General features: G+C 70.9%; 11 protein-coding genes and 1 pseudogene. 7 read left to right on the top strand and 5 right to left on the bottom strand.

Annotated features, from left to right (window positions below):
- The first annotated feature begins 18 nt into the window (after positions 1-18).
- Together ACIBCK_RS20935 and ACIBCK_RS20930 are read left to right on the top strand one after the other, a co-directional pair.
- Positions 19-666 carry a transglycosylase family protein gene (locus ACIBCK_RS20935; RefSeq protein ID WP_399392213.1) on the top strand — a complete coding sequence of 216 codons (648 nt, stop codon included), beginning with the start codon at positions 19-21 and terminating at the stop codon, positions 664-666.
- 120 nt (positions 667-786) lie between these two features.
- Positions 787-1,704 (top strand): transglycosylase family protein, encoded by a 918-nt coding sequence (locus ACIBCK_RS20930; protein ID WP_399392211.1) that lies wholly within the window; start codon positions 787-789, stop codon positions 1,702-1,704.
- Here ACIBCK_RS20930 and ACIBCK_RS20925 read toward each other — a convergent pair.
- Genes ACIBCK_RS20925 through ACIBCK_RS20915 form a run of 3 tightly spaced genes read right to left on the bottom strand, consistent with a single transcriptional unit; the run spans position 1,679 to position 6,403 of the window.
- Positions 1,679-2,398, bottom strand: coding sequence for an ATP-binding cassette domain-containing protein (locus ACIBCK_RS20925; protein ID WP_399392210.1), 720 nt, complete (start codon positions 2,396-2,398; stop codon positions 1,679-1,681). The two genes, ACIBCK_RS20930 and ACIBCK_RS20925, sit on opposite strands and share 26 nt — an antisense overlap.
- Entirely contained in the window at positions 2,395-5,862 is a 3,468-nt protein-coding gene (locus ACIBCK_RS20920; RefSeq protein WP_399392208.1) for an ATP-binding cassette domain-containing protein, read from the bottom strand. Before ACIBCK_RS20920 ends, ACIBCK_RS20925 begins: the two co-directional genes overlap by 4 nt.
- Positions 5,863-5,866: 4 nt before the next feature.
- On the bottom strand, positions 5,867-6,403 hold the full coding sequence (locus ACIBCK_RS20915) for a hypothetical protein (RefSeq protein WP_399392207.1): 537 nt from the start codon (positions 6,401-6,403) through the stop codon (positions 5,867-5,869).
- 112 nt (positions 6,404-6,515) lie between these two features.
- Between ACIBCK_RS20915 and ACIBCK_RS20910 the strand changes: the two genes are divergently transcribed.
- The 4 genes from ACIBCK_RS20910 to ACIBCK_RS20895 all read left to right on the top strand — a co-directional run bounded on the left by ACIBCK_RS20910 (position 6,516) and on the right by ACIBCK_RS20895 (position 10,466).
- On the top strand, positions 6,516-7,091 hold the full coding sequence (locus ACIBCK_RS20910; protein WP_399392205.1) for a hypothetical protein: 576 nt from the start codon (positions 6,516-6,518) through the stop codon (positions 7,089-7,091).
- A complete protein-coding gene (locus tag ACIBCK_RS20905; RefSeq protein ID WP_399392203.1) occupies positions 7,066-8,346 on the top strand; it encodes an ABC transporter substrate-binding protein in 1,281 nt (426 codons plus the stop codon). Before ACIBCK_RS20910 ends, ACIBCK_RS20905 begins: the two co-directional genes overlap by 26 nt.
- Positions 8,347-8,511: 165 nt before the next feature.
- Positions 8,512-9,792 carry a glycosyltransferase family 4 protein gene (locus ACIBCK_RS20900; protein WP_399392202.1) on the top strand — a complete coding sequence of 427 codons (1,281 nt, stop codon included), beginning with the start codon at positions 8,512-8,514 and terminating at the stop codon, positions 9,790-9,792.
- A complete protein-coding gene (locus ACIBCK_RS20895) occupies positions 9,789-10,466 on the top strand; it encodes a hypothetical protein (RefSeq protein WP_399392200.1) in 678 nt (225 codons plus the stop codon). The genes ACIBCK_RS20900 and ACIBCK_RS20895 overlap by 4 nt, the downstream gene beginning before the upstream one ends.
- Here ACIBCK_RS20895 and ACIBCK_RS20890 read toward each other — a convergent pair.
- A pseudogene (locus tag ACIBCK_RS20890) lies at positions 10,421-11,689 on the bottom strand (cbb3-type cytochrome c oxidase subunit I); the annotation flags it as partial. The gene ACIBCK_RS20895 and the pseudogene ACIBCK_RS20890 overlap by 46 nt on opposite strands.
- Positions 11,690-12,116: 427 nt before the next feature.
- Between ACIBCK_RS20890 and ACIBCK_RS20885 the strand changes: the two are divergent.
- The gene (locus ACIBCK_RS20885) at positions 12,117-12,332 is read left to right on the top strand and encodes an I78 family peptidase inhibitor (protein WP_367040399.1); all 216 of its coding nucleotides are present in this window, start codon (positions 12,117-12,119) and stop codon (positions 12,330-12,332) included.
- A gap of 126 nt (positions 12,333-12,458) precedes the next feature.
- Here ACIBCK_RS20885 and ACIBCK_RS20880 read toward each other — a convergent pair whose 3' ends face one another.
- On the bottom strand, positions 12,459-13,472 hold the full coding sequence (locus ACIBCK_RS20880; RefSeq protein ID WP_399392198.1) for a phosphatase PAP2 family protein: 1,014 nt from the start codon (positions 13,470-13,472) through the stop codon (positions 12,459-12,461).
- Positions 13,473-13,628: the final 156 nt, after the last annotated feature.

The following is a 13,628-nucleotide window of genomic DNA, read 5'->3' as shown; positions in this document are numbered from 1 at the left end:
CCTTCGAGAGGGATCTACATGTCCGCACATCCCAAGCGCGTTCGCAGGACGGCAGTGATCGGCGGGGCGGCGTTGCTCGCCCCGCTGGGACTGCTCACCGCCACCGGCCAGGCCGGAGCGGCGGACAGCGGAGTGTGGGATCGCATCGCTCAGTGCGAGAGCGGCGGAAACTGGAGCATCAACACCGGGAACGGCTACTACGGAGGACTCCAGTTCTCCGCGTCCACCTGGAGCGCGTACGGCGGAGGCGCTTACGCGGCGACCGCCGACAAGGCGTCCAAGGCGCAGCAGATCGCTGTCGCCACGAAGGTCCAGCGCGCCCAGGGGTGGGGCGCTTGGCCCTCCTGCTCGGCGCGGGCAGGCGCATCCGGCGGCGCGCCGGGGGCGGCAGCGGCTCCGGCGGCTCCCAAGGCTGCCGAGGCACCCAAGGCGGCCAAGGCTCCCAAGGCGGCTGGGCGGCAGCCCGTCGCCGAGCCGCGGAAGCAGGCGCCGGGTCATGCCGACCGGAGCTCGGGGCGCGGTGACTACACCGTTCGGCAGGGGGACACCCTCAGCCGGATCGCCGCCGCGCACGGCGTCAGCTGGCGGAAGGTGTACTCCGCCAACAAGGCGGTCATCGGCGGGGATGCCAACGTGATCCTCCCCGGGCAGCGCCTCGATCTCTGAGCGCCGCGGCATCAGGGGCGCGGTCCCGCTCGGTCGTCCGACCGGGTGGGGCCGCGCCCGTGGCGGCGCGGCACGGCTCCGTGCCGCGACCGGGCTGCCTAGCGTGGCCGGATGTATCCGATGCCGATCAAGAGTCTTCGGTCGCTGTGGCCCGCTGGTCTGGTCGTCGCCGCTGTCTCCTCGCTGCTGCTGCCGGTATCCGCGAACGCCGCTCCGGCCCCACCGCGGCCCCTGCCCGGATCCGTCTCCGGGGCGTACGACTGCTCCAGGACCGAGGGGGCGTGGAGCTGCCTCGCCAAGTGCGAGAGCACGAGCCGGTGGAACGCGAACACGGGGAACGGCTTCTACGGGGGCCTGCAGTTCAAGCAGTCCACCTGGGAGGAGTTCGGCGGGCTCAAGTACGCGCCGCGCGCCGATCTCGCCACCAAGGCGGAGCAGATCAAGGTTGCCGAGAAAGTGCTGCGGGTCCAGGGCTGGAAGGCCTGGCCCGTGTGCTCCAAGAAGATCCCCAAGGAGGTCCGCGAGGGCTGGGGGAACTGGGGGATCGTGCATGTCGTCAAGGCGGGGGAGACGCTGAGCTCCATCGCCCGCCGCTACGACGTCAAGGGCGGCTGGAAAGCCCTGTATCAGGCCAATCGCAAGGAGGTCGGGGGCAAACCCGACCGGCTGGCCATCGGCACGGAGCTGGTCATCCCGAAGAAGGGGGCGAAGGGGTCGGGGGCGGCGGAGGGGAAGAAGCCGTCGAAGCCGTCGAATCCGTCGAAGCAGCCGAATCCGTCGAAGCAGCCGAATCCGTCGCCGTCGCCGGAGTCGTCGAAGCCGCCGGTGACGCCGGAGCCGTCGCCGTCGCCGGAGTCTGCTGAGCCTGGTGAGTCGTCGAAGCCGAGCGCTTCGTCGAAGCCGAGTGCTTCGGCGGAACCTGGTGCGTCGGAGAAGCCGGGTGAGCTGGGTGAGCCGGTTGCGACCGCGGAGCCCGAGGGCTCGGCTGGGCCGGTCGAATCTGGGGAGTCGGCTAAGCCTGTGGCTCCGGTCGGCTGAGTTCGCTTGCCTCGCCGCTGAAGACGACCGCGCCACGGCGCAGTTCGTGCACCACCACTGCCGTCCGGCCCGCGTGTTCGCGCAGGCCGGGCGGCAGTCGTTGTTCCGCGGTCAGGACGCAGGTGGGCCGGCTTCGTGTGCTCAGGGCGATGAGGAGGTCGTACGTCCGGGTCGCGACCGCCGGGGACATGCCCTGGGTGGGTTCGTCGATCAGGATCACCTGGGTGTGAGGGCCGGGGCCGGGGCCGGCCGTCAGGAGGGCGCGGGAGAGGGCGAGCATGCGTTGTTCGCCGCCGGAGAGGGTGCCCGCGGGGCGGGGGAGCAGGGGGCGCAGCTCGGGGTACGCGTCCAGGGCCGGGGTGGTGTCGGGGTGGGGCGCGGGGGCGCAGAGGCGGAGGTTCTCGGCGACGGTGAGGTGGCCGAACACCGCCTGGCCGTCCGGTACGAAGCACAGGCCCCGCCGTGCGCGTTCGTGAGCGGTGAGCCGGGTGACGTCCGTGCCGTCCCAGGTGACGGTGCCGGTGGTGAGGGGGGCTGTGCCGGCCAGGGCGCGCAGGGCGGTGGTGCGGCCCGAGCCGTTGCGGCCCAGGAGGACGGTGAGGCCCGGGGAGGGGGCGGCGAGGGTCACGCCGTGCAGGGCTTCGAGGGGGCCGTAGTGGACCCGGGCCCGGTGGAGTTCGATGCCGGTTCTCATGGGGCCGCCCGGTGGAGGACTTCGGTCGGTGGGCCCGATGTGATGATGCGGCCCGCCGCCATGATGTGCACGGTGTCGGCCAGGTCCGCGATGAGGTCGATGTCGTGCTCGACCACGAGGAGAGCCATGCCGTCGGCGGCCAAGGCGCGCAGGACGCGGGCCAGGGCGGCCACTTCGGCGGTGTCCAGGCCTGCTGCCGGTTCGTCCAGGAGGAGGGTGTGGGGCCGGCCTGCGAGGGCTCGGGCCAGTTCCACGCGTCTGAGGGTGCCGGTGGGGAGGTCCGCGGCGGGGTGGTGGCGGGTTGCGGTGTGGTGCAGGTCGAGGAGGTGGAGGGCTGGGGTGGTGGTGTCCTGGGGGTGCTTCGTGCGGGCTTGTTCCGCGCCCACTTGGACGTTTTCCGTGATGGTCAGTGACGGGAACACAGCCAGTTGCTGGAAGGTGCGGGCCACGCCGAGGCGGGTTCGGGTGTGGGCGGGGGTGCGGGTGATGTCGTGGCCGTCGTAGGTGATGCGGCCCTTGTCGGGCCTGAGGGTGCCGGCGAGGCAGTGGAAGAGGGTGCTTTTGCCTGCGCCGTTGGGTCCTACTACGGCGGTGATGGTGCCTCGGGGGACGGAGAGGTTCACGTCGTCCAGGGCGGTGAAGCCGTCGTAGGTGGCGGTGATGTGGTGGGCCGTCAGGGGGTGCGGGGGTTGGTGGCGGGGTGCGTCTGGGGGCGGGACTTCTGTTGCTGCTGGGTACGGGTACGGGTACGGGTGCGGGTGCGTGGTGCTGTGCTGGGGTTCGGTCTCGCTAGGGTTCGGGGGCAGGTGCGGGTGCGTGGTCTTGCGCCGGGGTTCTGTTGGGGGCGGGGCCGCGCCGGTATGTCCGTCCTCGCTATCGTCCGGTGGCCGCTGGGTTACTTCGGCTCCGGAGCGCCGCGAACCGTGCTCCGGGCAGACATACCGGCACGTCCCCTCAGGCAGCGACGGCGTCTGCACGCCGTCCCCCATTTCGCCGCGGGAAGAGCGTCCGGTCCGCGTTCGCCGACGCAGCAGCCAGGTGAACCTTGCCCGTCGGCTGTGGGGCGAGCGTTCGGCCCCCGCCCGCCAACGCAGCGGCCCGGTGAGTCCTGCCCCTCGGCTGCGGGGCGAGTGTTCGGTCCCCGCCCGCCAACGCAGCAGCCGGGTGAGCCTTGCTCGTCGGTTGTGGGGCGGGCGTTCGGTCCGCGTTCGCCGATGCAGCAGCCGGGTGAGTCCTGCCCGTCGGCTGTGGGGCGAGTGTTCGGTCCGCGTTCGTCGACGCAGTAGCCGGGTGAGTCCTGCCCCTCGGCTGTGGGGCGAGCGTTCGGTCCCCGCCCGCTGACGAAGCGGCCCGGTGAGCCCTGCCCCTTGGCTGCGGGGCAAACGTTCGGTCCCTGCCCGCCAGCGCAGCAGCCAGGTGAGTCCTCCCCCTTGGCTGTGGGACGAACGACCGGACCCCGCCCGCCAGCGAGACAGCCAGGCGGGGCCTACCCTCCCGCTGCTGGGCAACCAAACGGGCCCCACCCACCCGCCACGGGGCAATCGGGTGGGTGGGTGGGAGGGCTTGTTCGGCCAGGGGTGGATGCGGGGTGATCGGGTGGGTGGGCGGGGGAGCGTGTTCGTTGTGGTGAGGGTGCGGGGGGAGCCGGGGGTCAGGACGCTGCGGGTCCGGAGGCCCAGCGGCGTCAGGGAAGGACGGCGTAGGCCCCCGGCGGCAGCCGGCCCGCGGCCCAGCAGGACCGCGAGGACACCGATCAAGGCCGCCGCCACCCCGCCCCGCGCCCCCGCGTCCAGGCCCACCAAAAGCGAAGCCGCAACCAACGCGCCCAGCAGGCTGTCCGCGCCGAGGACCACCACCGCCGCGAACCAGAGCAGCCCCCGCACGGGGTCGTACGCGGCGGGGTCGAAGGCCCGTAGGCCCATGCCCAGCATCCCGCCCCCCAGGGCGGCAAGACCCGCGCCGGCCACGAACACCGTGAGCTTCAGGGAGCGTACGGACACACCCGCGGCCGCCGCCCCCGCCTCGTGATCCCGCATCGCGGCAAGGGCGCGACCCACCCGGCCCCGGCGCATGCTGAACGCGAAGAGCAACGCCGCGGCGAGCAGGACCAGTTCGAGGACGTAGTACGCGCGGTCGCTGTCGAAGCCCGCCGGACGGTCCAGGGCGAGGCCCGACGTGGCGTACGGCTGGGCGAAGACGAACCGGCTGACGCCGACACCGACCGCGAACGTCGCGAGCGCGAGCGCCAGGCCGCGGCGGCTGATCGCGGGCCAGCCGGTGAGGAGGCCGAGGGGAGCCACCAGGAGGACGGCCACGGCCAGGGCGGGGAGATGGGGAAGTTCGGGCAGGCCGGGGAAGCGCCCCGCCGTCAGGAGCGCGGTGAAGAGCGCGCCAAGACCCGCGTACGCCGCCTGGCCCAGGGAGATCTGGCCGCCCCGGCCGGTGACGATCACCAGGGAGAGGAGGATCACCGCGAGGGCCGGGACCTGGACGGATGTGGTGAGGTCGGAGCCCGCGAAGCCCAAGGGGATGAGGAAGAGGACCGCCGCCACTATCCACGCACCCGGCGGTGACGGGAAGCGTGCCGTCACCCTGCGGGGCAGCGTGCTCTGCGAGCCGACGCCCGGTAGCACGAGCGCCGCGACGAGGAGAGCCACCACGAAGAGGTTCGCTCCCAGGGCCTGGAGGAGGGGCTCCGCCCAGCCGGAGGGATGCAGACGGGTCAACTGGCTCTGCGCCACGCCGATGCCGAGGGCCACCGTCACCGCGGCGAACAGGCTGCGCATCCGGGCCGCCACGGCCACCGCCACCACCTCCATCACGAGGAGCGGCATGCCGTACGGGTCAAGGCGTACGAAGGGGGCGAGCAGTACGCCGGTGAGCCCCGCCGTGAAGGCGCCGAACGCCCAGCCCACCGAGGCCACCCGGTCCGCGTCGATACCGCTGAGGACCGCGAGGGGGCGGTTGTCGACCACGGCCCGCAGTTCGCTGCCGAAGCGGGTCCAGCGGGTGACGGCCCAGACCGCGAGAGCGAGGGCGAGCGTCACCGCCAACTGCGCCCAGGGGTCCGCCGATACGAGGACGGGGGCGTCGGCCTTCGCTCCCGGGCCCCAGATCAGCGCGGCGCCGCCGACCAGGAGGACGAACACGCCGATGGACGCCACCAGGGTCTGCGCCGGGTCGCTGCCCAGGACCGCCAAGGGGCGGAAGACCGCCTTCTCCAGGAGCAGGCCGATGGCCGGGGCGATCAGGAGGAGGGTGGCCGCCGTGGCCAGGGGCAGCGGCCAGTTCCACTCCACCGTCAGCTGGCGCAGGACGTACGCGCAGACCATCGCGATCGCGCCGTGCGCGAAGTTGAGGACGCCGGTAGCGCGGTACGTGACGATCAGGCCGATGCCGGTGAGTGCCGCCGCGCTGCCGACCGCGAGCCCGGCCAGCGTCAGGTCGTAGCTCAGGGAGGCCACCGGGTCATCGCTCCGGTGCCGGGGTGAGGGGGGTCGGCTGCGGTTCGCAGATGGGGCAGGGGCTCAGGCCGCCGGTCGCGAGGATGTGGGCGTCGGCGGGGACCGCCTCCGGTTTTCCCGCCACCAGGGGGCAGTCCGCCCGGTGCCAGAGTGTGCCGCCGGGGATCATCAGCAGGTCGCCGCTGGTCGGCACCGTGGCTGCCCGCTCCGTCGGGTCGGCGGGCGATCCCGCCGTCACCAGGAGCTCGTACAGCTCCTCTACGCGGGCCGTGGCCAACGTGCTTCTGCCGTGCGCGTAGAGCACCGCCCCGGCGACGATCAGCGCCGCGCCGGGCACGGTGCACGACGCCAGATACGGGAGTTGCCGTTCCGCGAAGCGTTCGCCGGACGTGCCGTACCAGCCGATCACGCAGAGCACCGCACCCGCGGCGAGTGCGGCGAAGGCCACCCAGAGGACGGGGCGCACGGCACGCAGCCGGGCCGAACGGAGTGTCTGATCCGGTTGAGCCGTCCGCATCTGCGCCCCCTGGGACACGTTCATAGCGTCGGTGGACTGTCCATGTCAGCCGATGGCTTGCACTATGCCTTCTGCAAGCTGACCCTGAAAGCTCCGGGCCCAGGCGGGCCCGGACCGACACCCGGTGGTGAGCCAGATGGTTTTCTGGACCAGCCCCAAGCGGGGGAGCGATCGCAGGCGGGGAAGGGTACGGAGCGCGGCACTCGCGGCAGCCGCGGTCCTGCTGCTCGCGCCGGCCGCCGTGGCATGCGGTGACGACAGCGGCGGGGGCGGCGACAGCGATCCGCCCGAGCCGTCCGTCGAGAAGTCGAGCCAGGACGCCTCTTCGGAGGCGCCCGCGCAGGACGCGCCCGCCGATCCGGCGGCGGCCGAGAAAGAGGTCAAGGAGAACTTCGAGAAGTTCTTCGACCCGGCCGTTTCCATGAAGGACAAGGAGGCCGTCCTCGAGAACGGGCCGAAGATGCGCGCCGTCCTGAAGAGCTTCAGCGGCGACGAGCGGGGCCAACAGGTCAGCGCCGACGTCAACAAGGTCGAGTTCAGCTCGGCGACCGAGGCGGACGTGACGTACGCCCTGACATTGAAGGGTGCCACCGCGCTGCCCGACGCCTCGGGCACCTCCGTCAACCAGGACGACACCTGGAAGGTGTCCGTCAAGACTCTCTGCGCACTGGTGAAGCTGAGCGGCAATGAGTCGCCCGGTCCGGGCTGTTGAGGCCTTCGCCGTAGCCGCGCTGCTCGTGGCGGTGGCGGGGTGCGGCAGCCGGCTGCCCGAGAGCGACTTCGAGTCCAGGGGCACGGCGCCCGCCCCGTCGGGGGCGCCCGTCCGGATCGGCATCATCACCAGTGCGACGAGCCCGGTCGGCGGCTCCGCGTTCACCGGGCCCCGGGACGGGGCCAAGGCGTACTTCGACAGGCTGAACGCGCGCGGCGGGATCGACGGGCGCAAGGTCGAGGTGCGTACGTGTGACGACGGCGGCAGCGGCGTCGGCAACAACGCGTGCGTGCACAAGCTGGTCGACGAGGAGCGCGTCGTCGCGCTCGTCGCGACCAGCTCCCTCGACTACGCGGGCGCCTCCCGGGTCTCGCGCGCACGCGTGCCCGACATCGGGGGCCAGCCGATCGGGTCCGCGTACGACACCTATCCGCATCTGTACGGGATCTACGGCAGCCTCGCCCCGCGGGAGGGGAAGCCCGGCTGGGGCGGCAAGCTGATCGGCGGGACCGAGGTCTACCGCTACTTCAAGCGGCAGCAGGGGGCACGCACCGCCGCCGTCGTGTCCTACAACCAGGCCTCGTCCGCCGCGTACGCCCGTCTCGTCACCCGGGGCCTGAAGGCCGAGGGCTACAAGGTGGTCACCGAGCAGGTCGACTTCGCGCTGCCCAACTTCCGCGCGGTGGCGGCCGACCTGAAGGAGCAGGGCGCCGACCTCGTCTTCGACGCGATGGACACCCACGGCAACGCCCGGCTGTGCGAGGCGATGGACGAGGTGGGCGCACGGGTCACCGCCAAGGTCACCAACGTCCAGAACTGGACCTCCTCCGTGGCCGACGACTACAAGAAGGCGCCGCACTGCCGCAACGCCCTGTGGGCCACCGGCGTGAGCCGCAACTACGAGGACACGGACCAACCCGCCGTACGCGAGTTCCGCGACGCCATGAAGGGCCACAAGGAGCTCTCCCAGTGGCAGTTGGAGGGGTGGGCCGCCGCCATGTGGTTCACGGACGCGGCGACGTCGTGCCGGGGTGACGTCACGCGCGCGTGTGTCGACTCCTTCATGAACCGCGGCGCGCCCTACACGGCGCGTGGACTGCTGCTGCCGGTGACGTACGAGGAGCGGGCCGAGCCGCCCGGAAGCCGTAGGACCTGTGTGTCGGTGGCCCGCTGGAAGGACGGTGAGGGATGGGTCACACAGGGCGACATGGGAGACAACTGTTTCGAGGTGCCGCAGCTCTCCTACCAGCCATGATGCGTGTAACTAGCAGGAAAGTTCCCGAAAGCGCATACCGATGACACAACTGTTCAAGAACAAGACGATGATGAAACCCAACCCTCTGTCCGTAATCCCCGTCTAACCCTGCGGTAGGCGGACGAAGAAGGACTGTCCGCGGGGAAGCGTGGGATACGGGGACGCATGCACATCTCTTTCCTGATTCATAACGCGTACGGGATCGGCGGGACGATCCGGACGACGTACAACTTGGCGAACACGCTCGCCGAGCAGCACGACGTCGAGATCGTCTCCGTGTTCCGGCACCGCGACGACCCTGTGTTCTCGCCCGACCCCCGGGTCAGGCTCAGTCACCTGGTCGACATGCGCAAGGAAAGCCCGGGGTACGAAGGGGGGACCGCCGAAGCTCTGCGGCCGGCCCGGACGTTCCCCAGCGCGGAAGGCCGCTACGACCAGTACAGCGCCCTCACCGACCGGCGCATCGCCGAGCATCTCTCCTCGGTGAGCGCCGACGTGGTGGTCGGCACGCGTCCGGGCCTGAACGTGCACCTCGCCCGCGAGACCGCGCGTGGCCCGCTGCGGGTCGGCCAGGAGCACCTCACGCTGGACAGCCACTCCAAGGAACTGCGCCGCCAGCTGCGCAGCGTCTACCCCCGCCTCGACGTCCTGACCACGACGACCGAGGCCGACGCCCGCGCCTACCGCCGCAAGATGCGCCTGCCCGGCGTGCACGTCCAGGCCGTGCCCAACCCGGTGCCTGCGCCCGGCATCGAGCCCGCCGACGGCAACCAGAAATGGGTCGTCGCTGCCGGGCGGCTCGCCCCCGTCAAGCGGTACGACCTGCTGATCCGGGCCTTCGACCAGGTGCGCGCCGAGCGCCCCGACTGGCGCCTTCGGATATACGGCGGCGGCAAGCAGAAGGACAAGCTGCGCGCCCTGATAGACGAACTGGGCCTCTACAACCACGTCTTCCTGATGGGGCCCGCCCACCCCATCGAGCCCGAGTGGGCCAAGGGTTCCATCGCGGCCGTCACCTCCAGCCTGGAGTCCTTCGGCATGACCATCGTCGAGGCGATGCGCTGCGGCCTGCCCGTCGTCGCCACCGACTGCCCGCACGGGCCGGGCGAGATCATCGACAACGGTGTCGACGGGCGCCTCGTCGAGGTCGGCAACCCGGACGCGATCGCGGGCGGACTGCTCGAACTGATCAACAACGACACGCTGCGCCATCGGATGGCGGGTGCCGCCCTCGAGGACTCGGAGCGCTTCGACCCGGTCCGCATCGCCGAACGCTACGACGAGATGTTCACCGGGATGCTGGCCCGCGGCAGCTCCTTCGGCGGCCGGATGCGCGGCTCACTGCACCGCACCCGCGGCGCGCTCCTGAACGGCGCGTACGCGGTGCGGGACATCGGACACGGGGTACCGACCAGCGGCATACAGACGAAGGGATCCATCGCATGACGGCCTTGGCCACCTCGGACGCCTCATCGCCCTGCGAGACCGGCGGCGATCAGGACGTCGCGGCGGCACCACGCGCCGACTGCATAGCCGACTCCGCGGGAGGCCTCACCTTCGACGTCACCGACCCCGGCGGCAAGGGCGAAACCTATCTGCTGCTGCGCCGCCGCGACGCCGCGTCCGCCGACGAGGACGTACGCCTGCCGCTGTCCCCGGCGGCCGACGGCAGGCTGCGGGCCGCGCTGCCCAGCAGCGTCGAACTGGCCGAGGGGCGCTGGAACGCCTACGCGGAGGTCGGCGGCGGCACCCCGCGCCGCCTCGCGCCCGGCGTCAACGATCTGCGCTCGCTGGTCGACCGCGCCCCCAGCGGCGCCCGCGGCCACATCGCCGTCCGCATTCCGTACGCCACCAAGCAGGGCAACCTCTCCGTCCGCAGCTGGCTGCGCGCCCCGCACGCGGAGATCGGCGAGCTGCGGATCGAGGGCCCCGGGGTGAGCGCGCAGGGCCGTGTCTACGGCACCGTGCTGAGCGGCGCCGGATACGCCGAGGCGTCCCGCCGTGCCGAGCCCGACCGGATCGAGCGCTACGAACTGACCACGGACGGCGTGGAGTTCAGCTTCGGGCTGCGCGGCCTCTCGTCGAGCATCTTGCCGGTGAGCTTCGGCCACCAGAAGTAGAAGCCGCCGAAGGTCGCGAAGACGACGGTGCCGAACACGACGTAGTGGAAGTGGGCCACGACGAAGTACGAGTCGGTGACGTGGAAGTCGAGCGGCGGCGAGGCCAGGATGACGCCGGTGAGCCCGCCGAAGAGGAAGCTCACCAGGAAGCCGATGGCCCACAGCATCGGAGTCTCGAAGGACAGCGACCCCTTGAGCATCGTCCCCGTCCAGTTGAAGAACTTCACGCCCGTGGGGACCGCGATGAGGAAGGACATGAAGGAGAAGAAGGGCAGGAGCACCGCGCCCGTCGCGAACATGTGGTGTGCCCATACGACGACGGAGAGCCCGGTGATGGCCATCGTCGCGCCGATCAGGGGCAGATAGCCGAAGATCGGCTTCCTGCTGAACACCGGGATGATCTCGGAGATGATCCCGAAGAACGGCAGCGCGATGATGTAGACCTCGGGGTGCCCGAAGAACCAGAAGAGGTGCTGCCACAGGAGCGCGCCCCCGTTCTCCGGTGCGAAGATCACGGAACCGAAGCGCCGGTCCGCCTCCAGGACGAGCAGCGCGGCGGCGAGCACGGGGAACGCGAGCAGCACCAGGATCGAGGTGAACAGCACGTTCCAGGTGAAGACGGGCATACGGAACATCGTCATCCCCGGCGCCCGCATCCCGATGATGGTCGTCAGGAAGTTGACCGAGCCGAGGATCGTGCCGAACCCGGAGAGCGCGAGCCCCATGATCCACAAGTCGGCGCCGATCCCCGGTGACCGCTCCATGCTGTTGAGCGGCGCGTAGGCGAACCAGCCGAAGTCGGCGGGGCCGCTGGGCACCAGGAGCGAGCCGAGCACCATCAGGCCGCCGAAGAGGAACAGCCAGTACGAGAGCATGTTGAGGCGCGGGAAGGCCACGTCCGGCGCGCCGATCTGCAGCGGCATGATCTCGTTGGCGAAGCCCGCGAAGGTCGGCGTCGCGAACAGCAGCAGCATGATCGTGCCGTGCATCGTGAACGCCTGGTTGAACTCCTCGTTGGTCATGAGCTGCAGCCCGGGACGGGCGAGTTCGGCCCGCATCATCAGCGCCATCAGGCCCGCGATCAGGAAGAACACGAACGACGTGATCAGGTACAGGTGACCGATTTTCTTGTGGTCGGTGGTGGTCAGCCAGTCCACGAGGAGCCGGCCCGGACTCTTCTGCAAGGCCGGCGCTGCCGCCGCTGCCGCGGTCTCAGTCCCCATCACTCGCCCCTTCGCCGTCGCGCCACCGGTCCTGCTCGAAGCACCCGCCATGATGCTCGCGTCACACCCGGATCCGACAGGGGGCGTACGGGCCCGTTGTGCTGGAATCTTGAATTCCCTATGCGTCGTCACATCTCGCCGAGCGCCCTGGATTCGGAAATGGGGAGGGTGTGTAAAGGCAACTCGGCCCCCTGCCCGCCGCGCTATTTCGGTGGTATCGGGCCCGTCTCGGTGAGCTCTCATGGCGCTCCCGGTAAATCCAGGAATGGCGCCGGAACAACTAAGGAACCGCCCATACGTGTGACGGAGTTAAGGCGAAACGCACGTCGTGATCCTGTGACAGAAGCGTGACCGGAGGGGGACCGGTGACGCATGGTGTCCGGCTACGGCCTTCCCCGGCCGGGCCGCGCCGCCTAACGTGGCGGCCATGGCACCTATTCCGACCCCTCCCGCCGAACCCCAGGACAGCTTGGACGCCTACGTGGGCCTCGCGGCCGACGGCGCCGAGCAGCAGGCCCGCGAGCGTGGCTGGTCCACCGTCAGGGCGCTGCCGCCGGGCGCGATCATCACCATGGAGTACCTCGCGGGGCGGCTCAACTTCGAGGTCAAGGAAGGCTTCGTGACCCGCTGCTGGAAGGGCTGACACCCCCCGGCGACGTACGGCCGTGTCTGCCGACGGCACGGCGAAAGGCCCCGGTTCCGAGACGGAACCGGGGCCTTCGCGATGCGGGGGATGGGTTGTGCGTACCGACCCCCGCTGTCTTCGGGGTCAGCCGCCCGCCACCGGGCGGGGCGACGTCGCCGCGCGCGAGGGGCGCTCGGAGTGTGGCGGGCGCCGGCTGCCCGCCGGGGTGACCGGGCTGCGCTCGGAGCGCGGTGTGTGCGGGCCCGGCGCGAGGTAGGCCGGGGCGCGGGCGGGGCGCGCGGCGCCGACCGGCTCGCGCAGCGGAGGCTCGTCGGCCGGTGCGGGGGTGGGCTGCGGCACCCTCGCCGGGGCCGGGGCGACCGGGGTCGCGAGGCCGGCGCGGCGGGCGCGCCACAGGTCCCGCAGGCTGAAGATCCAGCCCTCGACGCGGTTGATGAGCGGCTCCACCCAGGGCAGCGCGAGCAGGACGAGCAGACCCGCGGCCCAGCCGAGGAAGACATCGCTCAGCCAGTGGGTGCCGAGGTAGACGGTGGTCAGGCCGACGCTGAGGGAGACCACGGCGGAGAGCGCCGAGAGATAGCGGCGGGTGCGCGGGGTGGAGGCCATGTAGGCCAGGATTCCCCAGGTCACGACGGCGTTGGCGGTGTGGCCCGAAGGGAATATATCGCCGCCGAGCCACATCTCGTTGGCGCCGATCGTGGTGGCGTAGTGCGGGCCGAGGCGGCCCATGCCGATCTTGGCGGCGCCGACCGTGATGTTGAGCAGGAGGAGGGCGGCGCCGAACGTCAGGAGCGGGCGGATCGTGTGCTGACGCCAGGAGCGCCAGCCGAGCCAGGCCGCGACCATCACGGCGGTCGGGCCGCGCTGGCCGAGGACCACCCAGTAGTCGAGGAAGGCGTGGATCTCGGGCCACTGCTGGTAGGGCCGGAAGAACATGACCTGCCAGTCGAACCGCACCAGCCACGACGTGGCAAGCACGGCGACCACGATGGCGAGGTAGAAGGCCAGGGTCGCGCTGAAGAGCACGATCCTGTGTCTGCTCATCCTCGGCAGATCGAGGCCGGCCGGTCGCTCCGGCTCCCGGTCGAGACGGGCGAAGACCCGGTCCAGACGGGTGAGGTTTCGTTCGGTACGCACCCAATCGACGTTACAGCGAGTGAGTGAGGGACTAGGCCGAATCAGTGGCTTTGTGATGACGATGTGATGTGGCATTGATCTCAGACGGCAGTTTATTCCTGCCGTTTCCCTATTTCGAGAGTAACCCCTTACCGAATTCGTTGATCATTGGCGCGA

The organism is Streptomyces sp. NPDC051218 (assembly GCF_044455475.1).
Classification (GTDB): Bacteria; Actinomycetota; Actinomycetes; order Streptomycetales; family Streptomycetaceae; genus Streptomyces.
The sequence above is the reverse complement of the archived record's forward strand: the minus strand, read 5'-3'. Positions and strand labels throughout refer to the sequence as shown.

What these genes read in the sequence shown, in the direction of transcription:
- ACIBCK_RS20935 (WP_399392213.1), top strand. Translation starts at nt 19, where the DNA reads ATGTCCGCACATCCCAAGCGCGTTCGCAGGACGGCAGTGATCGGCGGG.
- ACIBCK_RS20930 (WP_399392211.1), top strand. Translation starts at nt 787, where the DNA reads ATGCCGATCAAGAGTCTTCGGTCGCTGTGGCCCGCTGGTCTGGTCGTC.
- ACIBCK_RS20925 (WP_399392210.1), bottom strand. Translation starts at nt 2,398, where the DNA reads ATGAGAACCGGCATCGAACTCCACCGGGCCCGGGTCCACTACGGCCCC.
- ACIBCK_RS20915 (WP_399392207.1), bottom strand. Translation starts at nt 6,403, where the DNA reads ATGAACGTGTCCCAGGGGGCGCAGATGCGGACGGCTCAACCGGATCAG.
- ACIBCK_RS20910 (WP_399392205.1), top strand. Translation starts at nt 6,516, where the DNA reads ATGGTTTTCTGGACCAGCCCCAAGCGGGGGAGCGATCGCAGGCGGGGA.
- ACIBCK_RS20905 (WP_399392203.1), top strand. Translation starts at nt 7,066, where the DNA reads ATGAGTCGCCCGGTCCGGGCTGTTGAGGCCTTCGCCGTAGCCGCGCTG.
- ACIBCK_RS20900 (WP_399392202.1), top strand. Translation starts at nt 8,512, where the DNA reads ATGCACATCTCTTTCCTGATTCATAACGCGTACGGGATCGGCGGGACG.
- ACIBCK_RS20895 (WP_399392200.1), top strand. Translation starts at nt 9,789, where the DNA reads ATGACGGCCTTGGCCACCTCGGACGCCTCATCGCCCTGCGAGACCGGC.
- ACIBCK_RS20885 (WP_367040399.1), top strand. Translation starts at nt 12,117, where the DNA reads ATGGCACCTATTCCGACCCCTCCCGCCGAACCCCAGGACAGCTTGGAC.